The organism is Bdellovibrionales bacterium (assembly GCA_018266295.1).
Classification (GTDB): Bacteria; Bdellovibrionota; Bdellovibrionia; order Bdellovibrionales; family Bdellovibrionaceae; genus JACMRP01.
This window is the reverse complement of the sequence record JAFEAQ010000014.1, coordinates 1-25,859: the sequence shown is the minus strand read 5'-3', so window position 1 is coordinate 25,859 and position 25,859 is coordinate 1. Positions and strand designations below refer to the sequence as shown.

24 protein-coding genes are annotated in these 25,859 nt (G+C 47.6%); 13 read left to right on the top strand and 11 right to left on the bottom strand.

Going from position 1 to position 25,859, the window contains the following annotated elements; genetic code table 11:
• Positions 1 to 28: 28 nt before the first annotated feature.
• The 3 genes from JSU04_15160 to JSU04_15150 all read left to right on the top strand — a co-directional run bounded on the left by JSU04_15160 (position 29) and on the right by JSU04_15150 (position 3,087).
• Positions 29 to 1,459, top strand: coding sequence for an adenylate/guanylate cyclase domain-containing protein (locus JSU04_15160; protein MBS1971649.1), 1,431 nt, complete (start codon positions 29 to 31; stop codon positions 1,457 to 1,459).
• A 42-nt stretch (positions 1,460 to 1,501) separates the two neighbouring features.
• Positions 1,502 to 1,888 carry a hypothetical protein gene (locus tag JSU04_15155; protein MBS1971648.1) on the top strand — a complete coding sequence of 129 codons (387 nt, stop codon included), beginning with the start codon at positions 1,502 to 1,504 and terminating at the stop codon, positions 1,886 to 1,888.
• A gap of 365 nt (positions 1,889 to 2,253) precedes the next feature.
• Positions 2,254 to 3,087 (top strand): flagellin FliC, encoded by an 834-nt coding sequence (locus JSU04_15150; GenBank protein ID MBS1971647.1) that lies wholly within the window; start codon positions 2,254 to 2,256, stop codon positions 3,085 to 3,087.
• A 440-nt stretch (positions 3,088 to 3,527) separates the two neighbouring features.
• Here the strand turns inward: JSU04_15150 and JSU04_15145 are convergent, their stop codons facing one another.
• The 4 genes from JSU04_15145 to JSU04_15130 form a co-directional block, all read right to left on the bottom strand.
• Positions 3,528 to 3,959 carry a bacterioferritin gene (locus JSU04_15145; protein MBS1971646.1) on the bottom strand — a complete coding sequence of 144 codons (432 nt, stop codon included), beginning with the start codon at positions 3,957 to 3,959 and terminating at the stop codon, positions 3,528 to 3,530.
• Positions 3,960 to 4,051: 92 nt separating this feature from the next.
• Positions 4,052 to 4,567, bottom strand: coding sequence for a DUF2796 domain-containing protein (locus JSU04_15140; GenBank protein MBS1971645.1), 516 nt, complete (start codon positions 4,565 to 4,567; stop codon positions 4,052 to 4,054).
• 73 nt (positions 4,568 to 4,640) lie between these two features.
• A complete protein-coding gene (locus JSU04_15135) occupies positions 4,641 to 5,105 on the bottom strand; it encodes a transcriptional repressor (GenBank protein MBS1971644.1) in 465 nt (154 codons plus the stop codon).
• 47 nt (positions 5,106 to 5,152) lie between these two features.
• On the bottom strand, positions 5,153 to 6,781 hold the full coding sequence (locus JSU04_15130) for a hypothetical protein (GenBank protein ID MBS1971643.1): 1,629 nt from the start codon (positions 6,779 to 6,781) through the stop codon (positions 5,153 to 5,155).
• Between the two features lie 167 nt (positions 6,782 to 6,948).
• Here JSU04_15130 and JSU04_15125 point away from each other — a divergent pair, with 167 nt between their 5' ends.
• Together JSU04_15125 and JSU04_15120 are read left to right on the top strand one after the other, a co-directional pair.
• Positions 6,949 to 7,884 carry an NmrA family NAD(P)-binding protein gene (locus JSU04_15125; GenBank protein ID MBS1971642.1) on the top strand — a complete coding sequence of 312 codons (936 nt, stop codon included), beginning with the start codon at positions 6,949 to 6,951 and terminating at the stop codon, positions 7,882 to 7,884.
• Positions 7,885 to 8,001: 117 nt separating this feature from the next.
• Positions 8,002 to 8,898: a chemotaxis protein CheX gene (locus JSU04_15120; protein MBS1971641.1), complete on the top strand. Its 897-nt coding sequence runs from the start codon at positions 8,002 to 8,004 to the stop codon at positions 8,896 to 8,898.
• 3 nt (positions 8,899 to 8,901) lie between these two features.
• Here JSU04_15120 and JSU04_15115 read toward each other — a convergent pair whose 3' ends face one another.
• The 4 genes from JSU04_15115 to JSU04_15100 form a co-directional block, all read right to left on the bottom strand.
• Positions 8,902 to 10,032, bottom strand: a complete 1,131-nt coding sequence (locus JSU04_15115; protein ID MBS1971640.1) for a glycosyltransferase family 4 protein — start codon at positions 10,030 to 10,032, stop codon at positions 8,902 to 8,904.
• A 128-nt stretch (positions 10,033 to 10,160) separates the two neighbouring features.
• Positions 10,161 to 10,973, bottom strand: a complete 813-nt coding sequence (gene lgt / locus JSU04_15110) for a prolipoprotein diacylglyceryl transferase (GenBank protein ID MBS1971639.1) — start codon at positions 10,971 to 10,973, stop codon at positions 10,161 to 10,163.
• A 48-nt stretch (positions 10,974 to 11,021) separates the two neighbouring features.
• Complete coding sequence (locus JSU04_15105) at positions 11,022 to 11,522, bottom strand: hypothetical protein (protein ID MBS1971638.1); 501 nt, start codon at positions 11,520 to 11,522, stop codon at positions 11,022 to 11,024.
• Between the two features lie 57 nt (positions 11,523 to 11,579).
• Positions 11,580 to 11,867 (bottom strand): DUF883 family protein, encoded by a 288-nt coding sequence (locus tag JSU04_15100; protein MBS1971637.1) that lies wholly within the window; start codon positions 11,865 to 11,867, stop codon positions 11,580 to 11,582.
• A gap of 148 nt (positions 11,868 to 12,015) precedes the next feature.
• Between JSU04_15100 and JSU04_15095 the strand changes: the two genes are divergently transcribed.
• The gene (locus tag JSU04_15095) at positions 12,016 to 12,294 is read left to right on the top strand and encodes a CsbD family protein (protein MBS1971636.1); all 279 of its coding nucleotides are present in this window, start codon (positions 12,016 to 12,018) and stop codon (positions 12,292 to 12,294) included.
• 75 nt (positions 12,295 to 12,369) lie between these two features.
• Here the strand turns inward: JSU04_15095 and JSU04_15090 are convergent, their stop codons facing one another.
• Positions 12,370 to 13,821: a hypothetical protein gene (locus JSU04_15090; protein ID MBS1971635.1), complete on the bottom strand. Its 1,452-nt coding sequence runs from the start codon at positions 13,819 to 13,821 to the stop codon at positions 12,370 to 12,372.
• A 123-nt stretch (positions 13,822 to 13,944) separates the two neighbouring features.
• Here JSU04_15090 and JSU04_15085 point away from each other — a divergent pair, with 123 nt between their 5' ends.
• Both JSU04_15085 and JSU04_15080 read left to right on the top strand, forming a co-directional pair.
• On the top strand, positions 13,945 to 14,160 hold the full coding sequence (locus JSU04_15085) for a hypothetical protein (GenBank protein MBS1971634.1): 216 nt from the start codon (positions 13,945 to 13,947) through the stop codon (positions 14,158 to 14,160).
• Complete coding sequence (locus JSU04_15080; protein MBS1971633.1) at positions 14,132 to 16,147, top strand: hypothetical protein; 2,016 nt, start codon at positions 14,132 to 14,134, stop codon at positions 16,145 to 16,147. The genes JSU04_15085 and JSU04_15080 overlap by 29 nt, the downstream gene beginning before the upstream one ends.
• 1,282 nt (positions 16,148 to 17,429) lie before the next feature.
• Here JSU04_15080 and JSU04_15075 read toward each other — a convergent pair.
• Complete coding sequence (locus tag JSU04_15075; protein ID MBS1971632.1) at positions 17,430 to 18,359, bottom strand: HD domain-containing protein; 930 nt, start codon at positions 18,357 to 18,359, stop codon at positions 17,430 to 17,432.
• A 35-nt stretch (positions 18,360 to 18,394) separates the two neighbouring features.
• On the opposite strand from JSU04_15075, the gene JSU04_15070 reads away from it, so the two are divergent.
• From JSU04_15070 to JSU04_15050, 5 genes are all read left to right on the top strand, one after another.
• Positions 18,395 to 18,919: a hypothetical protein gene (locus JSU04_15070; GenBank protein ID MBS1971631.1), complete on the top strand. Its 525-nt coding sequence runs from the start codon at positions 18,395 to 18,397 to the stop codon at positions 18,917 to 18,919.
• 298 nt (positions 18,920 to 19,217) lie between these two features.
• Positions 19,218 to 22,196 (top strand): hypothetical protein, encoded by a 2,979-nt coding sequence (locus JSU04_15065; GenBank protein MBS1971630.1) that lies wholly within the window; start codon positions 19,218 to 19,220, stop codon positions 22,194 to 22,196.
• Position 22,197: 1 nt separating this feature from the next.
• Positions 22,198 to 22,656 (top strand): prepilin-type N-terminal cleavage/methylation domain-containing protein, encoded by a 459-nt coding sequence (locus JSU04_15060; GenBank protein MBS1971629.1) that lies wholly within the window; start codon positions 22,198 to 22,200, stop codon positions 22,654 to 22,656.
• A complete protein-coding gene (locus JSU04_15055) occupies positions 22,653 to 23,627 on the top strand; it encodes a prepilin-type N-terminal cleavage/methylation domain-containing protein (protein MBS1971628.1) in 975 nt (324 codons plus the stop codon). Before JSU04_15060 ends, JSU04_15055 begins: the two co-directional genes overlap by 4 nt.
• A gap of 18 nt (positions 23,628 to 23,645) precedes the next feature.
• Positions 23,646 to 24,869: an EF-hand domain-containing protein gene (locus tag JSU04_15050; protein MBS1971627.1), complete on the top strand. Its 1,224-nt coding sequence runs from the start codon at positions 23,646 to 23,648 to the stop codon at positions 24,867 to 24,869.
• Positions 24,870 to 24,937: 68 nt separating this feature from the next.
• On the opposite strand, the gene JSU04_15045 is transcribed toward JSU04_15050, so the two are convergent.
• On the bottom strand, positions 24,938 to 25,507 hold the full coding sequence (locus JSU04_15045) for a hypothetical protein (protein MBS1971626.1): 570 nt from the start codon (positions 25,505 to 25,507) through the stop codon (positions 24,938 to 24,940).
• Positions 25,508 to 25,859: the final 352 nt, after the last annotated feature.

Below are 25,859 nucleotides of genomic sequence, written 5' to 3'. Positions count from 1 at the left end.
CACGAGCGCGCTTCGAGAATTCGAGGTGATGGAAGAAATTCGCTCTGTGATCCACGTGATTTGTCACTGGATGGCGATTCCGTTGTTTATGGTGTTTTGGCTGGCGGATTTGACTTTCTATCCTGAGTTTAAGTGGACCTTTCTTGCGATCCGTTTGCTGGTGATTCCGATGTGCTTTGGCGCAAAATACATGATCGACCGCGTGCGTGTGTTCAGTCACGCGCAAATGGTCGCGGTCGGTTTCGGAATTGGAGTGGCCGGCTGTATCAATGCCATCATCTATATGATTCCGGAGGCCTCAACTCCGTACTATGCGGGGTTGAATCTCGTTGCCATTGGCGGTTTGTCATTTATTCCGTTTAATCGGCTCAGTTTCGTGATGTTGGGAGCGGGGATTTTTTCTCCGTACTACGCCATCGTGCTGACCAAAGCGCAGGGCATTTCGGACTATAAAACGATTTTCGTTCATACTTTCTTTACAGTCGGATCTATCATCGTTTGTTTCTTGATCCGTCACTTCAACGAGGGACTGCGTATTCGTGAAATCAACTCGCGCATGGCGCTGAAATCTGAAATCGCCAATCGCGACGCTTTGATTGAAGCAAAGACCAGCGAAGCGGTTCGCTTGAATACTCTCAGTTCGCAATTTAGCCCCCAGGTCGTACGCGCGATCCGCGAAGGCCGCGTTGACCTTGAAAAGGGTGTTCATCGTGCGCAGATCTGTGCGATTTTCGTCGATATCGTAGGCTCGACTGAGAGGGTCGTGCGTCTCGATCAGCAAAAAGTGGACAAGGTGCTCGCGCGTTTTATGGACACCGTGGTTTCGACGTTCCTGAAGTATGACCTCACGATTGATAAGTTCCAAGGGGACGGGATCCTCGCGTTTGCCAACGATCCGATCAATCACAAGGACTTTGTGCAACGAACTTGTTATGCAGCACTGGAAGTGCGTGATTTACTTCAAGCAGATCGCGAGTTCTATTTGATGAACTGGAAAAAAGAAATGCAGATTCGGATGGGAATCTCTGTCGGCTATGCCAATGTTGGTTTCTATGGGAATAAAAAATTCTTCCGTTGCTATACCGCCATTGGCGCTCCACTGCCGCTGGCTTCTCGCTTGACGAACTTGGCGGAGCCCGATCAGATCCTGGTGGATTGTGATGTGGCAGCGGTGCTCGAGACGGAAAACTTCGGAATGAATCGTCTCGGTGAGCGTGTGATCAAAGGCTTTGAAGGGGATCAGAACATCGTGTTTGAACTTGTGCAGGCGCCGCAAGATCGCATGAACTCATTCTCGGGATCTCTCACGTGTCCGCACCATCCGGATGCGGTTCTCTTCTTGGATACGAACGAAAAAGGTCACTACGTGATGAAGTGTCGTCACTGCGATTTCTCTTTGGATGAGTATTCCATGGAGATTCTAGGTCAAATCCCACAAATGAAGACCAAGGCCTCTTAATTCCTTGATTGCTGCGCCGGATTAAGGGTTAAACTCAACTCCATGAAAAAAGCTTTACTTGGTTTATTAGTCGTTGCCGGCCTCTGTGTTGTCGTTTTTGTTTTAGTGAATTGGTACCCGTACATCTTTTCAAAATCAGTGGACGGTGAGGTCTATGGCGTTGAGCGTGTCGAAGCGCCGCTGGCCGTGGTGACAACGGAAGGGGCGAAGCCCGCAAACCAAGTCTTTTCATTTGCGGTGGCAGTGAAAGATGCAAAGACCGGCGAAATTTTCACGGCCTCTTCTGAAGATCGCCGTTGGGCCGTTGTGCAAAAGGGACAGTGTGCAGAAGTAAAATTCTTGCCGTATCCACCATGGAGTTTGTCTCGCTCGGGCGCATACTTTGGCGCGCGTTTGATTCGTCTCTACGACTGTCCAGCAAAACCTTGATACACGAGATAGGGAATCACGATATAGAGAGTGATATCCCGAATCAGATAATAAACAAAGACCGCTAGAAAAAGTTTCCACCCGTATTTTCGGGTGACACCTTTGAATCCGGACTCTTTGAATGTGGCCTTAATTTCCTTAAGTATCCGCATGACCGCATAATCATAGAACTGATTAGTCGGGTCAAGTTCTGTCTTTGACAAAAAATTTACCGCAATTCTCTCCTCAAGCCGAGTTCAGTCGCACATCGGAATCCCGAAATATTAAGCACAAAATCAGCGTAGCCAGGATGCTGCGCTTTTTTAATGGACTGAATACAAACGATACCAAGGAGGTTCACATGCAGTTCAGGGGAGGATGATACTATGGGGATGAGAGTAACAACGAATATAGCAGCCATCAATGCGCAAAGAAACTTGATTGGCAGTCAGCGATTATTGAATAGCTCGATGGCGCAATTGTCATCAGGCAGTCGAATTAATAAAGCGGCTGACGATGCTGCGGGCTTGGCGATTTCAGAAAATCTGAAAGCACAAATCAGATCCGCGGGACAAGCGCAAAGAAATACAAACGATGGTATCTCCATGGTGCAAACTGCAGAGGGTGGATTGAACGAGATTGGCAATATCATCGTTCGTCTTCGTGAACTTGGAATCCAAGCGGCTTCCGATACAGTCGGTAAAACAGAGCGTGGATTCTTGGATAAGGAAACCCAACAGTTGAAATCTGAGATTCAGCGTATCGCTTCTGTGACAACATGGGGTACGACGAAGCTCTTGGATGGTAGCACGCCAAAATTTGATTTCCAGGTTGGTATTTTCAATAATGCCGAGGAAGACAGAATCAGTTTCGATGCTTCTGAAAACGTTGCGACAATCGATGCCTTAGGTTTATCAGGGCTTGATTACACAACGAAAGAGGGCGCGCAAACGGCTCTGCAAGCACTCGACAATGCGCAAACGTCGGTGAATGGCTACCGTGCAAATCTCGGGGCGATTCAAAACCGTTTGACTTCAACAGCGGACAACTTGGGCGTTTCAATAGAGAACTTAAGCGCGGCGAATTCACGTATTCGTGATACCGATGTCGCTCAAGCTTCTTCGGAAATGACTCGCAATAATATTTTGATGCAGGCAGGAACTTCGACTTTGGCGCAAGCAAATCAGATGAACCAGCTGGCTCTGAAACTTATTGGCTAAAAATCCGAGAGAGTCGGATAATAACAAAACCCACGTTTCGGAAGGAATGTGGGTTTTGTTTTTTTGAAGGTGCATTGTTTTCGCCGCTTCTGCTGGCTCCGCATCTCTTCCTGCCGGCCATCCAGGCCGTCAGGTTCTCGTACATTAGGACCCTTTAGAGCGAATCGTCTATAAGACGCCCCGGTCGTATAATAGACCATTTGATGAGAAGACTCTTTGCAATCAAGCCTTCAATTCAAGTACTTGCCTTTAAGTCTTCATTCCCTCCTGAGCACGATGCTCAGGAGGCCCCGTTCTCATGGACGGATGGCCGTCGTGCTTTCCTCGACGGGGCGAACGTGCTCAGCCAAAAGGGGCAGGGTACGGGCCCGAAAAAAACAAAACCCACGTTTCGAGAGGAATGTGGGTTTATTTCACCGGCTCTATCTCTCGTGCGGGAACTAGTTATTCTTCGTGACGAGCATCTTTTTCACTTCATCAATATGCTCAGTCTCAGTGCGGATCAAGGTGCGCACCATTTCTTCCAGTGCGATGTCTTCTTTCACTTCAGACAAAAGCTCGTAGTAAAGCTCGATGGCTTTTTCTTCAAACACCAGGCTCTCTTTCAAAATATCAAGAACCGCGTGAGTCTTCGTCTCGGGAACTTTAGAGACGTTCAAGGACGGGTGACCGCCCAGGGCCGTGATCTTCTCGCCAACCATTGTGGCGTGTTGGTAGCCCTCTTGAGCTTGGTCATGGAACCATTTTTGAATAGGAATGCGATTAGGACCCATGATCATAAAAGAGTAGTGAAGGTAGCGAACGACTCCGGAGATTTCCATTTCCAAAATCTGGTTCAACTTTGCGATAATTTTCTCGTTAGTTTTGCTCATTAAAATCTCCCTGGCGTGTTTTTGCAGAAGTTAGCTTAGCAAAAACACTCTTAAATGCCAGTGAATCTTTTCGGCGAAAATGAGAATTAAAATTATTTAAGTTCTACTGTGGTTCCATTGCTGCGGATTTCGGCGCTTTTTTGAACGGCATCAGCAATGATTTGAGCGTCGACGTCTTTCAATTTTGGGAACTGCTTTTGAATATTAAAGACGAGCTTGCTGCCCACTGGAGATTTCGCGCATTTCACACTGAACGCGGCTGTTGTGTCGCTGTGGTTTTTACCTTCAAAGACCACTTCAATTTTGTCTTTGGTAAATTGGCAGGCGAGGACTTTGTCAAAACTAATCATATCGGCGATGTTGGCTTCGAATTTTTTAAAAGCCTCTTCGACAGCTCTTTTGTCGGCGTCTGATTTTGCGGCGTGTTCAAAGCCGAAGAGGCTTTCGCTCGGACTTTTGAATTCGATTTTTCCTTGTGTTCCATCAAAGGCAATTGAAAGCTCGGCGGAACCATGGACGTGAGCCCCGTGTTCGCGATGTTCATGTTTTTCTGCAGCGTAAAGAGAGCAGGCTAGAAATAAAGCCGGGAGCGCAAAGAAAGGTTTCACGGACGTATCCTTTGTTGAAGATTTACGCCAGTTCATCTTAAATGCAAAATATTTGCAATTAGAATTTAATCGTTTAAGCGGCGCACTGAGGGCAAACGCCGAAAAATTCCAAACGATGGGAAATATCACGGAAGCCTTTTTTCTCAAGGGCTTTTAACTGACCGTCGAGTAGGCATGAGTCGATTTCGGTGATCTTCTGGCACTTCTTGCACAGAAAGTGATGATGGTGGTGATGGTCGTCGAGATCGTTCAGGCAATACTGAGCGGAGTTCTCGCTGAAGAAGCTCTTTTGGACTAAATTGATTTTTTCAAACTGATGAAGCGTGCGATAGATTGTGACGAGATCGCATTTTCCAGGATCTTTGCTCTTTTTGAGCTTCGCCATAATTTCCTCCGCTGTTTGTGGTTGAGGAGCCGCCATCAAGCAATCAATGATCTTCTCGCGCTGGCGAGTGACCTTGATTTTATGCTCCTTCATTTTCGCAAAAATAGCGGTTTTCGGAGTGGCTTTGTGCGGGAGTTTGGCGTCTTTCTTCATGCTCCTGAAGATAGCACCCTTAAGCGGAAACGGCAAGGGGCGGGCATTTAGGCGCTTTCGCTCTCTTTACTGTGAACGTGATTCTGAAGAATCCAGCGACGGATATGCTTCAAGTAGTGATCATTCGTACCGAAAAAGACGAAATGATTGAAGTATTCGCCTTTGGTGGCCTTGCTTTCTTCACAGTAATTGCAGGTCGCTAGGAACTCAGGTGTATCCAGTTCATGGGGGAGCCACAAAACAAACTCACGGAAAGCCCCAGTGCTGATGGGGCGATAATACTTAAACACCAAGCCGGCCTCTGAGAATTCGCTGATTTCAATCGGACTTGCGGCTTTGGCTTTGTGGTGCAGATCCACGGTCACGATCTTCATTTCTTCGGTCGGGTGCAAGGTGGGAATAAAGGCGAGAAGCTTCTTGGCCATGTAGATCGGATCCACCGGCTGAAAGAAAATATCACGGACCACTTCACCAAGTGCGCGTTCTTCAGGATCCGAATAAGGATGTTTTGAAATAACAAAAACTTCGGTCAGGCCCGATGGAGTGTCCGGTTTTTTGAGTTTTGCTTTCACGGTATCAAGCACAGTCTGCCAGCGTTCTTTGAAGCTCCCTTCGAAAAGGGTGTGATCGGCGACAATGGCGTGCAGAGTGTTTTTAATATGAGGGCGTTTACTGAAGTCAATGTCACGCTTGTCTTTCTTAGCGAGCTCTGGATCCACTGTATAAAGGAAATCCTGCAGGGTTGCAAAATGGTGAACTTGAACATTTCCGAAGCTTTTATCGACGCTGTCTTTAAAGTGCTGGCCGAGGTGATCTTCGGAGGTGATCACGGCAATTTCAACGGGCATGGCATTTTGCGACTTAGCAATCCACTCGTAAGCAAAAGGTTTTACGTCTTTTGCTCGCACTTGTTTGCGAATATTGGTGATCTGAAAAGTGTCCGCCGCGAGGAAAGTAAAACCACAACGATAAAAGTCTTTGCGCTCGGGATGCGGTTCGCACTTCACACAAAGAGCCATCATACTTCGGTGCTGAATCGACAAGAATGCGGGACTGTAGTACTTCGCCAGGGCGCCGACCTTCAGGGGACGATTGCTGATACTGATAAAGCCGATGTCTGAGAGCGCTTCGATTTCAACCTCTTTGAGCATCTCAATCGCCGCGGTGGTTTTCATATTGTGTACGGAGTATGAAGACACCGGATGACGGCCGCCGATGGCAAATGCCAAATGCTGTTGCAGAATGAGTTTGTCAAACGGCTTAAAGATGACGTTGTTGATGATGCGGTCTTCGGCGAGCTTTATATCAAAATCAGGATTGTCGAAGCTTGTCAGAACGAGGGAGGTGGGGTCTTCTTGGGTGCAGAGGCCTTTTTTAATAAATAAGTCCCTGGTCTTTCGAAGCAGGGACATGTGTCGGGCACCAAGGAATTCGTCTTTTGAAATGATGAGAGGTAATTGGTGGGTGCCACCCGTGGGCTCTAACTGTCCAGCCGGCGCAGTGCCGCCTTTGGGAAGAGCGTCCGCTCCTTCCATCATGACCAATTTGATCCACTTTGAAAATTCTTCGAGGGATGCGAAGTAACGGATCAGCAACTGAGGATCGATTTTCCTGATTGCTTCGATCATCTCATCTCGAAATTTCTCTTCATTTTCAAGAATGTAGATGTACTTCATACCTCTATTATAGCTTAAAAATAGGGCGGAGTGTAAATCTCATTTCGCAACATAATACTTGCTCAAGACATAAGTCGTGTTGATTCCGTCTATTGCTCGTCACTGTCTCGTGACGAGATTCTCGAAATCTTCCGCTATATGCTCAGACCTAGAAGCTAGGAGGTTTTATGTTGGCTCTGCTGGGTGCCTCAGGGAATGTGGGAAGTAAGATTGCGGACGCTTTGCTGAAGCGAGGTGAACGGGTGCGGGTGGTGGGACGAAATGCCCAGAACCTTGAAAGCTTTAAGCGTCTCGGAGCAGACCTTTACCTCGGAGAAATCGGTGACACGGGCTTTCTCACCAAATGCTTCAAAGATTGCAATGCCGCCTTTGTGATGATTCCACCAGATTACCGCACGGATTCTCTGGGAAATCACTATCGCAAACTCAGTGAGTCCATCTACAAAGCTCTCCGTGATTCCGGGCTGCACTACGTGGTGAACCTTTCAAGCTTCGGCGCAGAACACTCCATGGGGACCGGAGTGATTCAGTATCTGCATGATCATGAGCAACGCCTGAATCAGCTCGAGTCTTGCAATATCATGCATCTGCGCCCGGCGTTTTTTATGGAGAATTTGCTGAGCTTCGTACAGACAATTCGTCAGAATAAAATGATTATGGCTTCCTTGCAGGCGGATCTGCCAATCCCAATGGTGGCGACCTTGGATATTGCCCGGGTTGCGACGGAGCATCTTTTAGGCCGAAATTTTGTCGGTAAAAACGTGCGTAGCATCTTGGGCCCTCGCGATGTGAGCATGGCAGAAGTGTGTGTGTTGCTCTCGCGCATTCTTGAGCAAAGAATCAGTTACCAGCAACTCAGCGATCGCGATTGCGAAAAGATTTTGATGCAGACCGGACTTTCTGCGCCAGTGGCCCGCGAGTTTGTCGAGATGTACCGGGCGTTCAATTCGGGGCTTATTAATACCCAAGGTGCACGAGATTCAAGCAACACAACCTCGACTCGGATCGAGGATTTCCTGCGGGCCTTCCGTGGAATCTTCTTTGAAGAGGGAGAAGATAAACATCCTTCTCCTTATCAAGAAGAAAATCCTCCGCAACACTAGAATCGATTTGGTATCTAATCTTGAGACACCAGCGGTGGTTAAATCGCGGTCAAAATAATTTGTATGAATAATGCTCGGTTCTCAACCGAACAGCTTATTGCGGGTGAGATCGATGTTATGAATACAGCTTTAAAGTATCGCCGTTATGTTCTTATTGTTGATGACGGAACTATACATAAAACATTGGGCGAAGCGGAGCTGGCTGAACAGCTCCGAAAGAAAGATATTGCATTGACTTTGGTCTCAGCCAAAGACGGTGCACAGGCATCTTTAAAAGCTGTTAATCAGAAATTCGATGCGATCATCCTCGATACCAGTGTTCCTCGCATGGTCGAAAGCGGTTTTGCCAATAATTTTCGCTCTGTGAAAAACACCAAAGACGGACATCTTTACGTTGTGAGTGCTCAGGCCATTGAGCAATTGCCGGAATCTTTAAAGACCGGAAGGGTTTTTGCCAAACCCTTTGATCCGCAAGAAATGATCTTAGCTCTCACTCAAGACCTCTCTGGAGGCACCGAAGAAGAAACTCCCGAAAGTTCCCGCTACTCTGTCGACGTGCGCGTGATTAATGCGATTATCTCATCGACGCTCAAGGTGCTTGGTCAGTTTCAAGTAAGTCAAATCACCATGGGAAAACCTGAGATGAAAAGCTGCCAGGAGCCTATGTCCGGGGTGATTTCATCGATCCTCGATATCGTCAGCCAGAACTTCAAAGGACAGCTGAGTATTTCTTTTGATAAGCCCAGCTATCTTGAACTTGTCACTAACATGTTGATGGAAGAGCAGACAGATATTAATGCCGAAAACCAAGATGCTGTCGGCGAGATTAATAATATCATCTACGGAAATGCGAAGCCCGACTTGGCGCAGTTTGGTGTGGCGATGACCATTCCTAAGGTTGTTCATGGTGCAGGTCAGTTGATGAAATGTCCTGAGGGGTCTGCGTCGATGCGTGTGCCGTTTACGACGGCAAAGGGTAAGTTCTATATCGAAGTCGTCGCTTACCCGCAGTAAGCTTTAAACTTCTAAAAGATTCATCAGGCGGCTCTCGACAACCTCTTTAGCGTAGGTTGAGCGCACCTTAAAGTAACCGCTTTCTGAAAGGCCATTACGAAGCTCAGGATTGCTGGCAATCTTCTTCATTGCTACCGCCAGCTCCTCTGGATTTTGTGGACTTACGAGCAGGCCGAGGCGGTCTGAGTCGATGATGTCGGGAACACCGCCTGCGCGAGTCGCGATGATCGGAGTTTTAGAAGCCATCGCTTCAATCAAAACCCGGCCGAAAGTTTCACAGTGCGAAGGCATTACAAGGGCATCGAGTGATGCCATGATGTTTTCCATATCAGCACGGTAACCGGTGAAAGAGACGCAGTCTTCAAGGCCGAGTTCCGCTGTTTTCTTTTTCAGCACTTCAAGGTAATTCATTTCGTTCAGCGTGTTTTCGCCGACAATCACAAGTTGCAGAGGAACCTTCTGGCGTTTCAGAATAGCCATCGCTTCCAGAGCCGTGTCTTGACCCTTTTGTGGATCCAGACGAGAGGCAATACCAATCAGAGGAATGCCGGGCTTTGCGCCAAGGCTTTTTCGAACAGTCTCTGAACGGTTCTTGGGATTAAAGCGTTCTGTGTCCACAAAGTTGGGGATGATTTCTAGTTGCTGCTCGTCCAGCGGCAGATGCTCTAAAAGATTTTGCTTGTGAAGACTGGTGAGGCAAATCAGCTTGGAGAGTTTCTTATAGGTCCAGCGGTGGATAAAATCTTTTTTATCTACGTTCACAAAAGTGTGAGAGATCGCGACCATTTTCACGTCATTGTGGTTCATCGTCGCCATTGAAAGCAGACGAAGATCCTTCAAATGTTGAACGAGAATGGTTTTAATTCCATGTTCTTGAATGAAGTGGCGGACTTTTAAAAAATCAAAAATGCTGCGCTGAGAAAGGCTCAGAGTAGGGAGTCCTTGCATTTGCAAATGTTTTTCGAGGGGACTTCCTGAGAAACAAAGCGTGAAGCATTCGGTATTATTGTCGCGCAAAGAAAGTGCATTCTCATAGGCAACCATCTCAAGTCCGCCCCAGGAGCGGGAAAGGCAGGACTGAAGAATTTTAGAAGCGGAAGTCGCCGATGTATTAGTCGCTATGTTGTTTTGCATTCTTAACTTTCTAAGTGATGCAATTATTGTAGCAACATTTCTATGGAAAATTCCCGAAGAAAATGAAAGAAAAAAAATCTTCGGGAAAAAATCAACCTAGGTCTGTGAACTTTGGAAGAAGAGTGGAATTACTTTGATCGTTTCTTTACAGACTTCGTATTTTCTGCAGGAACTTCGCGGAATGAACGAACATAAAAATAAATTCCCGCGAGAATGAAAGGAACACTCAGTAACTGACCCATGTTGATCGTCATCGAAGATTCGAAGGCCTCTTGGTTTTCTTTGAAAAATTCGATGGTAAAGCGGGCTAAGAAGATCAAAGCAAGGGTGAGGCCAAACACGCGCCCTGAAGGGAGTTTCGCCTTGTACTTACGATACGTCAGCCAGCCAAAAAGCGCGATCGCAAAGTAGCACAGGCTTTCGTAAATCTGGGTTGGGTGACGAGGGAGTTTGTCGACTCTTTCAAAAACGAAGGCCCACGGAACATCTGTCGGGCGTCCGATGATTTCTGAGTTCATCAAGTTTCCGATACGGATGAACGCTCCCGTTAAAACCGTAAAGATTGCGACACGGTCAAAGATCCACATAACCGGGAATTCTCTATTCTTGCGAGAAAAGAGCCAGATTCCAATCAACACCCCGATGCCACCGCCATGGCTTGCAAGGCCGCCCTCCCAGATTTTGATAATGTCCAAAGGATGGCTCAAGTAGTATCCCGGCTCATAAAATAGGCAGTGCCCAAGGCGAGCGCCGATAAGGGTGCCCAAGAAAATATGAGTTAAAAGGGAGTCTAACTTTTCGAGGGGTTTATTTTCCCAGGTGCAGATTTTGCGCATGCTTTGGTAGCCAATAAGAAAACCCACCAAAAACATGAGACCGTACCAGCGCAATTGAAGAGGGCCAAGATTCACGATTGTCGGACTAACGTTCCAATTTACCATGAAGAGATTATGACCCTCCTAAGAAGGATACGTAAAGCACTTTTTTATTTAGTGGAGGGGCGGCGGAGTGCGTTCGTTCGTCTCTGAAACCGGTGGAATATGGGGATGGCGGCGTTCTTCACGTTTCAGCTCTCGCTCTTTGATGAAGTCCATCACAAGGAGAGTGAGGGCTTGTTCAAGGCCACTGGCGGGAATTTCCTTCTCCTCCTTTTTTGCCTTCACATTGCGGGCACCGGGCCAAGCGCGGGTGAAGATCCAGAAGAAAACCCCAAGGGCAATTGCTACCAAGACAAAACCGCTGATGGCGCTGGCAGTGGCGCGAACGGAACCTTCGCGATCCATTTGAGTTGTCAGGTCAATAAGGCCCATAAAAAAGCCGCCACACAAGAGCAGAATACAACCGAGCCCACCTAAAATCAGAACGGCGGGTTTGCGGCTACGGTAAGCCGCTTCTTCGAATACAAAGGACACGCTATCCTTCAGGCTTGGGGCGCGAGCGACGTTAAATTTTCCGAGAAAAAACGAAAATAAAAGGCTAAGCCATTGCATGGCAACTCCTCAAAAGAGAAAAGCCCCGTTTTTCAACGGGGCTTAGGGGTGATAAAACTAGTGTCTTGTTGTACGACGAAGAAGCATACCGGCAACGAAGCCGATCGCAACCGCGCCAGCGACTGTTGACACAGGATACTTTTTCACGAAATCAACAGAGTTGTCGTAGTAGTCTTCAGCGCGATCTCTTGCCGCGTTGTAGATGTCTTCGATACGTGCCTGTGACTTATCAATTTTATCAGAAACTTTGTCTGAAACATTGTGTGCTACTTGGCGTGCTTTTTCGCCGGCATAGTTGCCTGCTGAAGCTGCTGCGTTCTTAAGATCATTTGTTGATGGTTCCATATTACTCCCTTTCATATGAGGTTAGGTTTATCGACTTGAAAAAAATGATAGATGTTGAGAATCAGTTTTTGATTACGGATCTGCGAAATTTACGTCAAAACCCAGTGCTATTTCGGCATTACCATGGGCCGTTACAAAAGGGGGATTTATGAACAGAGATATATTTGAAGGCAAATTTAAAGAGATATCCGGTGAGATCAAAAAGAAATGGGGCGAACTTACAGACGACGAAATTCGCAAATCGAAAGGCAATGCCCAAGCTTTGGCCGGTATTATTCAGCAGAAATTCGGCATGGAAAAAGACGAAGCTACACGCAATGTTTCTGAATTCATGCGTGAGATGGATAGGAAGTTCTCTCCGCAGCAAGTCTCTGATACTGTGAATCGCAAAGTTGACGAATTAAAACAAAAAATTAAAAAAACATAGGTCGTCATATGAACAAAAAAGCCCACAGTTCTTTTGAAACTGTGGGCTTATCGAAATCGTGATTGACGCTGAGATTTAGTTTCCGCCGTCGCGACCTTTATAGTTGATCGCCGGAGGGTAGTGCGTGCCGGTGGTGCGTAAAGAATCAGGGACAGAGTTTCTGAAGTCCGGAAGACCGCTGACTTTTACTTTGCCTGCGACAGCCACTTCATCCGGATGTTGGTAATCCACGAAACGGCCTTCATCGACGAGGAAGTAACCACGGAAGTGTGTGTTGGCGGCATCTTTAGCTTTGCCAGAGTCGATTTGGTAACGATCGCCGGATTTGCCGCTAGAAGCGCTTTTAGAATAGTCCGGAGCCACGGCGTTTGGATAACGGTCATAATTGAACGTTCCTTCTTCGAGGAAGTTCACGTCTTTCATGATCGCAATGCCAGAGCCACGGATTGTTGCCGCATCCGCAGTCAAGCCGTTCACTTTTTGCGCGCCATCCGTCAACAGGATGTAATCCCAACGGCCTGGCGTTTGTTCATTCACATAACGAGAAAGAACCGGAGTATTCTCACGAACGGATTCACGTGCATAAACGCGGTAAACGTCTGTTCCCACTGGCAAGATTTGGCGCAAGAACGCAATTGAGCGGTTTTCCAAGCGAGTGCAACCATGCGAACCAGGATTTGAGAACAAGTTCACGAAAAAGCCGCGAGTGATTTCAATGGCTTTGTCTTCATCAACACCCCAGCCGATCGTTCCGTGCATCCATTGGTGATTCACACCTGTTGCATCTGCAGGAGCCAAGCGAGCTGCGAACCAGCCGAAAGCGCCGTACATTGTTGAGCGACCTTTGTACTTGATCGTCCACTTTTTAGCGCCCAATGTTTTATTGATGTTGTTGCTGATAGGACCTGGGATGGACTTGATGTCCTGACCGGCCGTGTACCAAGGCGGGTAAGTGCCGGCACCGTCTGAGTAGAACTTCACCCAGTCTGAAATGCGGGAGTGGCCGAGCCAAGTGATGAAAGCTTTTGGATCGCCGGCTTCGCCTTCTTCTGGGCGGCCAACAACCGTGTCTGTTTCAAAGATCAATTTATGGGCGCAATCGGGAGTCAGAGTGCAGCGCTCATAAACGCGGGTCTTTTCTGTCGCGATGTTTTGTACCACGAAATACTTAGAAGCCGGAGTGGTGTTTGTGATCACTGGCTTTTCGCTCAAGTAGTCCTTTGAAATGAAGAGGTCCGGAGCTGCCGTGGCTTTGATGCTCACGGATTGGATGATCTTTACTTGCACAAGCGGAGTGGCTTCGTTCAAAAGATCATAGAGTTCCACCAGGTCGTTCTGAGTCAGCTGACCCACGACGTTTTGTGCTGTCGTTGAGTTGCTGCTGCGGACATTCAATGTCGTTGCAGTGATGTAATAACGTTGACCGACTTTGAGGTTGGCTTTGCTTTGGGCACTGCTGAGTGCAGGAACCAAGGCGACAAGAGCTGTCGCGAATGCCATACCGACGGATTTCAAATTTAGGCGCATATAAATCGTCCTTCCACAGGGATGTTTGTAAGAGGTCGCCTTATAGCCTAAGGATTTTCATGAGGGTATCTTTCGGAAGTAAAAAGGACCTTACTTTTTCAGGGGGCTCACCGAGAGGCGCTAATGTCGATTTTATTGACATTGGGCGCGCGTTTGCGGTTTGGGAACGTTTCGGCACTTGTAAAAAAGATATTAGAAGCTCCGCGTCCTGGCACGGGCCTTGTAACCAAAGCTTCGGCGCAGTGGAGGACCTATGCTCAAAAGGCACGTTTTTTCGATCTTCATGGTGATGAGTTCTTGGGGGGCGGCAATGGCCGCGTCTCCGGTCAGCATCGTTGAAGAACAGCAGCTTCTGTTTAGCGACGTCAAAGACGGTCGGGTCGATCGCATTCAAACAGCCACGCAGTTTGTGCCGGTGGCGGATGCGGCAAAAATCCCGCGCTATATGGATATCTATGGTGTTGCTAAGAGTACGGACGGTATTCGTAATATCATCGTTGTGCGTTCGTCCTTTTATCTGCCTTTGAGTGTGAGTGAGATCCGTCAACGGATGTCTTCGCCGCTCGAGGTCTCTCGTTACTCTAAGAACTTGAAAGTGAAATCTTGCGTTGGAAGCGAGTGTACTGGTGAAATCAAGACCAGTATGGCAAGTCTAGCGATCTCGCTTCGCTATGGTTCGGTCGACAAATCCCATGTGCCGATGGAATGGGAAAAAGCTTTTCAAGTTTTGCATTATCCGGATCTGATTGCTGCTCAGGAATTTACTCAAATCGAGAGTGTTTTTGCCCGTGGTGGCAGTTACACGGCCTTTTATAAGATGGGCGACAACCTCACTTGGGCGCAAAGTTACCAGGTGTTCTCGGCAAAAGAGTCGGCCTATGCAAAAGCCCGCCTCATTCCGTTCTTGAATTTAGATAAAACCATTCGTAACACGATTCGCGATTTGCTGATGGATGCTCGTAGCTCAATTTTGCAAGAACAGGTCTATGCTTCTTTGGCATCGGGTTTGTCCTCGCGAATGCCTGCGGCGAATGCCTATGATAAAGACCTCTATACGCAGAAATCTTACCGTGTGATTGATCCTGAAGGTGATGCAGCTTTGATTGCGCGCGCGGCGAAGGTGCCGATGAATGCGTTAAAAGCTCTCTTCCAAGACGACGACTTTGGGAGCATCACCGATCCGTGGCAACCGGAGCCCTGGGAGATGGTGGAACCTCTTGCCGGTAAAAAATCAGAACCTATGACGAAGGGGCCCGGGCCGTCGATTCAAGGCCGGGATAAGCCGATCAAACTTGAAGAGTTTACGGAAATGATGAAGCAAGTTCTGCGTGAGGAAGCTCCGCGCGGCAATAAAGCCATGGTAGGAATCTTCCACCGCTGGGCGCCTGAGACAGAACAAAATATTAAAAGCCCGGTCATGGTTTTCTCAAAACTCTTTGTGGTTTTGAGCATGGGGTTTTCCTCGCGCTTTATGACCACAGGTCACGAGACGGATCTGTGGCAATGGATCGTCGCGCAGGATTATAACAGTATTACCTTCCCAGAAATGTTCCGCGCAAGTCTCCGCATCCATCGCGGAGACGTGTACTTGGCTCTTTTAACCATCGAGAATTTGCTTTCAGCCAACTGGCGCTATGGTGGCCGCGAGAATATGCCTGTCACCAAACGCCTTCGCCCTATCACGAGTGGCTATAACTATTCAGAAGACAAGTACGGTACGTGGTATCACTTCTATGGCATGATCCTTTACGGATATGTGACGGGGAGTGGCTTTAAATCCAGCTTTGTCGGTCGCAGCGAGGCCTTGGGTTCCAACATGCTTTCTCCGGGAGTCGATAAGACTCAGAAACAGTGGTTTAACAAACTCGGCGGCTTTGTGGGGGCTGATTTGCGTGAGGCTGTCGCCAGCGGCAGTTATCTGCGCGAGGCATATCATCCGGCGGCTTTGAAAGAAGATTACTACTTAAACCGCAGTGAAGACTTCCGGGACCGCTTGCCGATCCACCAGAGCTCTGTTCTCAGCGCCCAGATTCGCAAAAGCTTCGATGAGACTTCGTCTTCGATTCGTATTAACAATATGAGTGGGGAAAGTTTTGCGAATTGCAAAGTGGAAGTGATGGTTGATAAGGGCGCTGGTTACTATTCACCGTTCAAATACACTATGTTGAATATCACTCTGCCGGCTCGGCAACAGACAGAGCTGACTCTGTCTGAGGCGTCTCCTCGTGGGGTTCGCTTATTTGTGAGTTCGTGTCTGCAGGGCTCTGATCAAGAGATGGAAGTTCGTGATCGTCACTGGAGTCCGCCGCGCCAGCATCCTCACTAACCGGGACCGGAGCGAGCTTGACGATTTCTGGCGCCGGTGTTTTATGAATAAAGCGCAGCCAGAGATCGAAGATCATTCCGTAACTTTGGTCTTCCATGACCACAACGGATTTGTAACGGCTTTGGTTGCCATAAGCATCCGTTTCGCGGTACTGAGTTTCATAGCGTAAATCCAAGGCTAAAATTTTTAAATCTGACAATGTGCTGAGTTCGCTTTCTTGAACTCGGCCGTCATGGTTAGAGTCTTTCCATAGACGAAGTTCACTGAAAACAACGTCTTCCGCGGTGATCATTTGGTCCTTGTTGTCATCATACTTTGCAAGAGCTGCGAAGCCTTGTTTAACGTACTTTGTGTCCGGGCCGAGTGTGGTATCGGCAAACATTTCATCAGCTCCCAGAACAAGATGGTCACGGTTTGGTTTTACGAGCATGTAAACGTCGTTTGCCGAGTTTGGTGTTGGCCAAGATGCGTGGACTTTATCATGCGGGCTTGGGTAGGACTTGCCACCCAAGAGATCCAGATCAACCCCGTCGCTCGGTGCTGTCAGAGTGAGGGCCGTTGTGTTATTTCCAAGCTGAATCATCAGTGGTGCGCCGGCCTCGTCACAGGCTGAATTCTTTGCCTCGGGGCTCATCGCAAGATAGTTCAGGGAATAACCACCCAGTGCGAGTGGCGTTGTGTCGATGTTGATTTTGTGCTGGCTGAAGTTCTTCGTAACGGATTCTTCTACGATATACAAATCCATGTGAGCATTTTGCGGACCCGGAATTTCTTCGCAGCTTGAAAGGTCGACACTCCGGCTATCGAGAATCTGTTTTCTGACGTTATGGACTTCGCATAGGACTGTCGAGGTGTTGCTCTCAAAGTCGTACTTCTCAACCACGGCTTTGAGTTCGCCGCTATGAAGAAGGTCTTTAGGTTTGTCGTTTCCGGCTTGCGGGCAGACGAAGGTGAAAGTGGCGATTTTGCTATCTTCATCAGGACTTGAGGTGGTGAGGATCTTGTTGCTGGCAAGAAGGGCGGTTTTGAGATCTTCATCGATGACGAGGTGATTTGCTGTGCAATTTTGAAACAGCAATACCAGGGCCGTTAAACCCGCCATGTGCTTGAGTTGTAGAATCCTTCGTTTGCTGCCCATCACCACGCCCCGTAGAGCATTTATATGCAAAAACGAGCCCCTGTGGGAGGGCATGCCGGAGTCAAAAGATACGGCAATAGGGTGTTTTGCCGTATCTTGTTTTGAGACGTTGCCTATTAGTTATTAGACAGCTGTAGAGGGGGCCTACATGTTTTTGAGGATCTCACCTAGGAACTGAATGTGGTTCAGGGGGTGACGTCCGACTTGATCAATCATTAATTTTTTCACAGCCTCTGTCCGCGGAATTTTCTCAAATGTGATCATGCGATCAAGGGCATTGGCACTGGAAACAATCACGGACAAAGGGTCGACTTGATTGTCACGCGAGCCAGCTGGAAAACCGCTGCCGTCAATACATTCTTCGTGCTGAGCAATGATGTTTATAACTGTTTGATCGAAGTGTTTTTTATCCTGAACTTTCTGAGCGCCGAGGCCTGCGTGATTCGTGTAAACGGCCATTTCTTCTTTGGTGAAGTCGGTGAGTGGACGATTCAGGGCGACTCCTGAGTCGTGATGGCCGAAGTCATGTAGAAGCGCACCGAGAGCAAGGAGTTGCGTTTTCTTTGGATCTGTCACTCCGAGTTTCTGCGCCAGCGCCACAGACAGCGTCGAGACGGTTACGCCATGGTGAGCGATGTTGCACTCATCATTTGCGATATTCATTACGGCGCCGATAGCTTTACTGTTACTTAGTAGGAATTGAACATACTTCCCGGCCGCATCTTTGGTGTTGTTATAGGATTCGATATTGCCCGGATCTTCGAACACTTCTTCTGTGTTGCTTTGTTGCTGGCCTTGAACGATTTCAGCTCGGGAATTGATGTCCTTGCCAGATTTTTCGTCGTAAGCCATCTCGATATTTTTTTGAAGATAGTCGCGATACTTGGTTTCTTCGTCGTTCAGAATGAACATTTTTTTAAGTTTTTTGTCTTTCAAGCGCTTGAGGCGATCGCCCTCGAAGGAATCTCCACGACGAAGATAGAGGATCATTTTGTCGTTAATTTTAATGTAAGCGTTGAAATCAATTTTTTGATCTCCGCGCAAAGTACTTACACGAATAGAGACATAATCCATTGCTAACGAACCCTTCAATTTGTTACGCTTATTCTATGTCGAATATAGATAAGGATATAGTAAAAGATTTTGTGATCGAGTCTAAAGGGATCATTCAGGACCTCGTCGATTTGCTTGAAGGCATCGAAGGTGACTTTTCCCAAGTTTCACAGCTGGAAGAGTACGGCCAGAAGGTGGATCGGATTATGGGGGGCGCCAAAAGTCTAGCTCTCTTGGTTCCACAAGATCACCCTCTGCACATGGTGGCGGACTACGCACAACTCTGCAAAGCGGTTGGTTACAAAGCTTCACAGATCAAGGGCAATGGACAGTTTTTTGATATCTGTGTCGCCCTTTTGCTGGACGCCACTGAAACATTGAGCGAGTGGATTAACAATTTAGGTGAAGATTCAGTGGAAGATATGAAGAGTTCTTTCACCAGCACTTTTCTTGAACGACTTCGTTGGGTTTCAAATCAGTTCGGAGCGGATGTGCGCGCGTCGGTGGACTCGCAGTCGAAAAATAAGAAGATGGATCAAAACGAAATCGACGATTTGCTTCGCAAATTGGGTGTCGGATAATCAAAAAAGTTTTTACCAAATATCCCAATGCGATCATGAATTCTCCTGTACACACATGGACGCCTGCGGACATTTTCAGAGGAGAAAATCTTTATTTTCTCCATTTTAGTGTGCTTTATTAAGAATTTATCTACGAATAAATAGATACGCGTTTGTTGGACACGGTTCATGTTGACTCAAACTTGTCCGCATTCGTGAGAGTCCATCATAATTTGCAAAGAATCCTTTAAAGAAAGCTCAGTCCTGTCGATGAGTTCAGTAGAGGCAACACAATACTGAACGTATCGAGGATAGATGTATGCGGAAACCACTCTTCCTAAATAACAAGGGCAGTATGCTCATGCAGGTCTTAACCGTGACCGCGGTGATCAGCATTGGCTTCTATTTCTTGTCTGACTACGTGATTGCCCAGAAAAAGCAAATCGGTAAAACCATCAACGCTGTGAACTTGCGTTTTGCATTGAATAGTACGATGGACTACGTGCTCTATGGCATGCGCCAGAAGTACTGCTTCACGGATGATGACCTCCTTCTCAATGCTCCGAGCAACCAATGTAATCTCGTCAATACTGGCAGTGTTGAGCGTTTGATTATGTCGAATGATCAGGTGAATTTTATTTTGAATCTGATCGCGATGGGAACCAACGTCGGCCCGGTGGATAAAACAAATATTCCGCTGAAGAGCATCTCTCGCTATATTCGCATCGATAATGCAACCACATCCCATCCGCTTTTTTCTGTCTTGCAGAATTTGAAAACTGTGACAGATGAAACGACTGGTAAAGTCGTCAAGGTTGATGGGATCAGCGTGACGCTGACTCGCGACGAGAGCGGTTATTTACCACGTGCGGGCCGCGAAGTTTATCTGAAAGCAACGCTGGCTCTTAAGACATCCAAAAGTTCGTCGGATGTGATCACTGTCGGCAGCACGCCACTGACGGTGACTTCACAGATCGTTATTTATCCACGTGAAGTCGGTTCTTTTGCCTTATTAGTACCGAAGGATTTGCATCTAGATAAGACTTATAATGCAGGAATGGCAACGGGCGATGTTGCTTTACATATGTTCGGAAGTAAGTCCGAAGCCGGTGGTGGGCAAGGTCTTGTGTTCTTAAGCCCTGTGTTTGTGAATCAGGATATTTACTTACCGCCGGACACGCGCTCAACATCAAGCAGTGCTTCCGGAAACTACGCGGCTGTGACATTTGCCGACCGTGTTTACCTGGGGAACGGCTGGGTTAAAAATTCAGACGGTGGACAGTTCGTGCCACGCTCTTCAGGCGGGCTTTCAGACCGTTACTGGTCTGATCTTTCGACTTTTGGTGGCTTCTTGCGTGGTATTGAAAATGACGGAGGACTTGATAAAGGTCTTCAAGTTTTTGGTAAAGTCGTTGCGGGATCGACACCGGATGCGGGGCTCATGTCTAAATGTATTGAGCGCAGCCAAAACTTGTCTTCGGCAAGCTATCTATATAAATCCCAACTGGCGACGAATTTAAGAAGCAATAATAAGAATAATCCAACCTATCGTCTCTTTTTGGATAAGGGGAATAAATTTTCCTACCAAGGGGACGTTCCGCAACCAACGACCACGAATTTTGGCAGCGGAACGGTCAGCCGCAAAGGCTCAACCGATGGAGCTATGGTGATGACTCTGACATTTATTCTCGGAGATCGTATTGTGACAGCGCCGATGACGGCAACATCGACGTTGACGATTGTTCCTGAAGTGGGTTCGCCAGAGTATAAAGCTCAGCTACAGTCGGCTCTGTCTTCTGCCCAGTCGGCATTGAAGCTCGCTAAAGATAAGGCTGATACATTGGATAGTTCACTCACAAGTGCGAAAAACGCCTTGGCGAAAGCAAAGAAAGATCTCGCGACTGAAGAGGCGAAACCTGTAAAACCAGCGCCGACACCGACTCCGTCGCCAACACCGACGCCGGATCTCAATATTACGCCGACACCAAGTCCTTCGCCAACGCCGACTCCGGATGCGAGTGCGACGCCGGATGATACCTCAACAAGCAGCTCGCCAACTCCGACACCGACGTCGACTCCTGTTATTATTGTGAGCCCAACCCCGACGCCAACACCGGTGCCAAAGGGTTATTATCAAGATCCGGATGTGATTGCGAGTTTGAAATCGCAGATTCAATCTTTGCAGTCGACGATCGATCAATTGCAAAACACTGATGTGCCAAATCAGCAAACGGTGATTACAAATGCAACGAAGGCCGTACAACAGGCTCAGGATGCTTTGTCTGTTTTTGATAATCCGCCTAAATTTGTAATTAAAATGACTCCCATCAATGCGAAGTGGGGGACTGTTTCGAATGTGGATATGGAAATCACCGCTTCCAACGTGCAGAATTTGCTGGATGCTAAAGGAAATCTGATCAAGCCTTCGATTGGCATTCAGGCTTATGACAGTACTTATTATCGTACGAATTCCATCAAGAATCCTGCGAATCCAAACTTATTGCGCTATTTGAATTTCAATTTTAGCGCGGATAAAACATCTCTCGTGGTGCCAGATTCGATGGCTTTAACCAGTACGAGTGGCGCGTTGGCGGCTGTGGCCGACGATGCGGACGATTATGATTCTCTGGATCAGCTCTGTGAAGATGCGCGCAGTGCGACGGCTTCTCAGTCCTTCGGTGGTGCCGGTTGGGACGTTGACTTCTCCGGGGCAACTCGCAGTTCATGGAACTTTGCGGGCGACAGCTCTTCAGTGGCGGGCCATGATCCGGCCTTCGATAAGACGCTTTTGTTAGACTCTGGCGCGGACGGTGTCTTTAAGGTTTACTCGATCGCCAAAGAGTGCGTGATTGCAGCCAGTGCCAATCTGATTACTGGTTTCTATACCTGTGATTCTTTACGTATCGAAGCCCGCCAGAATCCGCTGCGTATTATCGGTACATTTATTGTCGGTAAGCTGCAAATCGATCCGTCAGCTTATAAAGCCGGTATTACTTGGAGTAGTATTTATCATCCGCAGGTCACGCAGGAGTTGCGTGCTGCCGGAGTTTTGAAGTCTGTTTCTGGCACAAGCTGTACGGCGCAGAAATCTCCGATTTGGCATCCGTTGCCTTCAATTCAAGAGGTTGCAGACCGAATGGCGTGTAACGTGATCAGTCTTCGTGCGAAGGCAGATCCTTTCCAGTGGACGGCGGTGGATCCTGATTGTGGTCTGGTTTCTGGGGCCTCGAATACGACTTGTAAACGCCGTTTGATTCGGTTCTTCGTTGTTGAACAATCTCGCGAAGGAGCCCGCTAGTATGAAAACTTTTAAGTTGAATAATCAAAGCGGTTACACCTTTATCGAAGTCCTTCTTTCATTGGGATTGCTGTCGATCGTGATGTTTGCGTTTATCGGTGGTTTTATCTCGCTTAAAGGAAGCTCGCGGGACAGCTTGGTGCTGTCTTCTTCGGAGCGCCAAGTGGATGATATCGCCGAAAATATCAAAGCCAGTATCGAAAACTATCAGGTCAATTTCAATTACAAGACGGGCAAAGAGACTGCTCTGACTTTGGATAATCTCCCGATGGCTTGGGATATTGGTGTTCTCAGTACGAGAGCCGAATGCCCCGATTGTGCCGGTACTTACGGATATATTATTCAGCCGCTGGAACAGTTCCGCGGTCTTTACCAGGTGACTTTGCGTATGACCCATAAATCATGGGCCGTAAAGGGTGAAAAATATCGTGATTACGTTTTCGTGGTGAGTGCAAAATGAGGATAAATAATAGAGGTTTCTCCATTGCAGAACTTATGGTGGCGCTTGGTATCGCAAGCGTCGCGGTAGGTCTTGTTGCGAGCACTCAGATCTCATTAATCAAAGATCAGATCCGCATGCGCAAGAACCTCGAAGCCAATATCGATGAGACTTTGGCTGAACGGATTTTATTTAATGACTTTAATGGCCTTGATCCTTCGTATAACAACATGAATGTGAAGGATGACAATGGTCTTTCATTTTTTGATTTCTATCCGGATGTGCCGCAGAGTTATTTAAAACAACGTGTCGACCGCGAAATCAATCTGACCCTTGACGGGAAGACTGAGTTTTATATTTTAACTCAGGATAAATCCGCAGGGGGATTGCTGATCTATGATCCGGTGATGGCTTACAATGTGGGGGCCTCTTCGGCGGATTTCAATCAGGCAGCTTCTTTGTCGTTTGTGTCGATCAATCGAAATGCGTGGGTGGCGGCTCAGCGTCCTGGATTTTGGAAAGCGAATAAAACTCTGATGCTGGACACTCCGGCGAAAGTGCGTGTTGTCACGGGCGGAAAAGTCGATTTGCAGATTCCACCGCGCAGTCCGATTTTTGTAGGCACTGTTTCGGGGCAATCACTGAATCCACTGACGGGAAGTTTTGCGACTAATATTTTGACCACGCATCCAGAAACCGGTGCAGCCATCGATTCGGCAGATACGTTCTTAAGAACGGTTCCTTCGGTGGGCGGTGGTCAGTCGATCATTCGTTTGCGTGCAGTGAAGATTGTGAAATACTACCTAGTGAAAGACACGCAGACTCAGGGGTTTAAGACTACGCCTTCGAGTCTTTACCGTGCTGTTTATGACAATGGTTCTTTTTCGAATCCGCAATTGTTGGCGGATAAAATTGATCGCTTTACGTTGCGCCGGGATTCAGTCTTAAAGCGGATGATTTACTTTAAGGTGAATAAGGCAGAGGCCTTGTAGAACGTTTTGGGGGTTCGTATGAGAAACATTCAGTTACTGACTCTAATGTCAGCACTCCTCGGTGGAAGCGTTAGCTTCGCTCAGGTACAGAACTATCCAATGTCCGTAAATACCTCCTCGCTCGGGGAATCCGCAGTGAGTGCTCCGGCTTCGGGGCTCGTCACCCGTGCTGAGAATGAAACGGTCACGATTAAAATTCATAACTCCTGTTTTCCAACGAATCTGCGTGGAGTGCCAAATCCCCTTGCTCCGAATTCGGTTTTGAAGGCGACTTTCGACTTAGCCATCGGTGGAACGACTTACAACTTTTGGGTTGAGTATCCAGCCAGTCTTGTAACAGCGGCGGGTATGACGGGCTCTGCAGTGCAGCCGATGGATGCTTCAAAATTTGCACCGTCTGTTGTGAAGTCCGCGGCGATCTACGGCAACACTGTGATTCTTAAGACGCCGTTTAAAACCGGAGTCGCCGTTGACTCCAGCGGTAAAATCACAATGCCGGCAAATACCACGGTGTCTCTGGCAAACGGTGGCTTTGATCAAGACGTGAAGGACTGTAACACAGGACCTGTGTGGGGCCATTATGGCTGGTCTTCATTCACTCCAACATATGGTTGTGGTGAGTTCATGGGTAAGTCTGGATCTGTATCGGCTTCTATCGGCGGTATTTCGGTTTCAACAGATACTTCGAATATCGAAATTAACGTTTCTTACCCTGGTCAAACGGGTTTCTGTGGCGGTTTCTGGTCACCGCTCATGGTGTTTGAAGATGACAAGCGACCGAACTTTGATAACTCCAGCAAGTTCCCTCTAAACCCTGGGGGAGAGACGATGTGGCCGAAGGCGGAGCATCCGGGTTGGTTTGTGGCATTGGATCGTGATGGCAATGGGCTGATCGATCAAAAGAACGAACTTTTTGGTGAAGACGGAGAGGCCACTCCGAATGGCTTTGAAGCTTTGCGTGCGCTGGATACTAACAAAGACGGTGTGATTGATGCGAAAGACAAAGACTTCCATAAGCTTGTCTTGTGGCAAGATAAAAATGGCGATGGCATTAGTCAGCCTGAAGAGATGATGCCGCTTTCGAAAAAAGTGACAAAGATTTCTCTGAAATACAAAAAGGACGTGGTGCGCCTCTTAGGCAAAAACGCGGAAGAGCGCGAACGTTCAAAATTCTGGTTCAGAGATAGCAAAGGCAAAATCAAGCAAGGCGAAATCATCGACATTTGGATCGCCCCAAAGTAGCGATAGATAATTTTTCCACAAGAAGGCCATGTCTTACACCACAGCCTCCCGCGCGCGCGGCCTCGCACTTACGCAGTTCCTTGCCGCATACAGGTGATCCACTCATTGAATTTCTGTAAGTACTCCTCACGCGCTCTCTGGCCTTTGGCGGCTTGAAGGCGGTTGGCTTTGAAGTAGCCACGGAGCTGGAGTTCTTCGATGCGGGTCTTGATCACGCGGGTGAAGGCGAGGCCTTGCCAGAACTTGTTTTCAGAAGGTTTTCTATCTGTCGTTTGGGTATCTTTTGATAGCTTCAAGGTTGTTTGAGCTGAGATTTGCTGACCTGTAATCTTATACCCACGGCGAGCGTTGGTGATTTTTCTTGCGATGAGTGCTGTTACGGATCTTAGGAAGTTTTGAAAGCCTTCGCGGTATTTGAATTTAAGCTTGATGTGAAGGTGATTCCCGACGTTGACGACTTCAGCAATCTGTACACCCCATTTTTTTGATTTGGATTTAAGGATCTCGCGGATGATTTGTTGATTCTTGGGAGTGAGGAAGCTCCAAGGGCCTTTTGCTTTAGAAGATTTTAATGTGAGGCGAATCCATTTCTTTTCTGAAAGCGGCCGATATTCTTTTCTTCTTCCTTTTGATTCCATCCCTCCATGAGTGGTTCTTCCGTACTTACGTTTTGTAGTACCAGAGTCATGATAATCAAAAAGTGGGGAGGAGGATTTCTTCATTCTTGGGCAATATAATAATTTGTTGATATGAGGTCAATGGATTTAGTGCTAAGTAAATGATTTATAAGAAGATTTAAGATTTCTACTTCTCTCTATTCTTTCTTCTATTTCTTTCCCGACATGATTATTTGAATTCATCAGCTCTTTAAAAAAACCTGGTGAGAGTTTCAGTTTTTCCGTGATGTGCGATGAGACTTACGTGTTCGCCCAGTCGCTTACTTCGCGTGGGCCATCCGTCCGTGAGAACGGGGCTGTCCGACCATCGTGG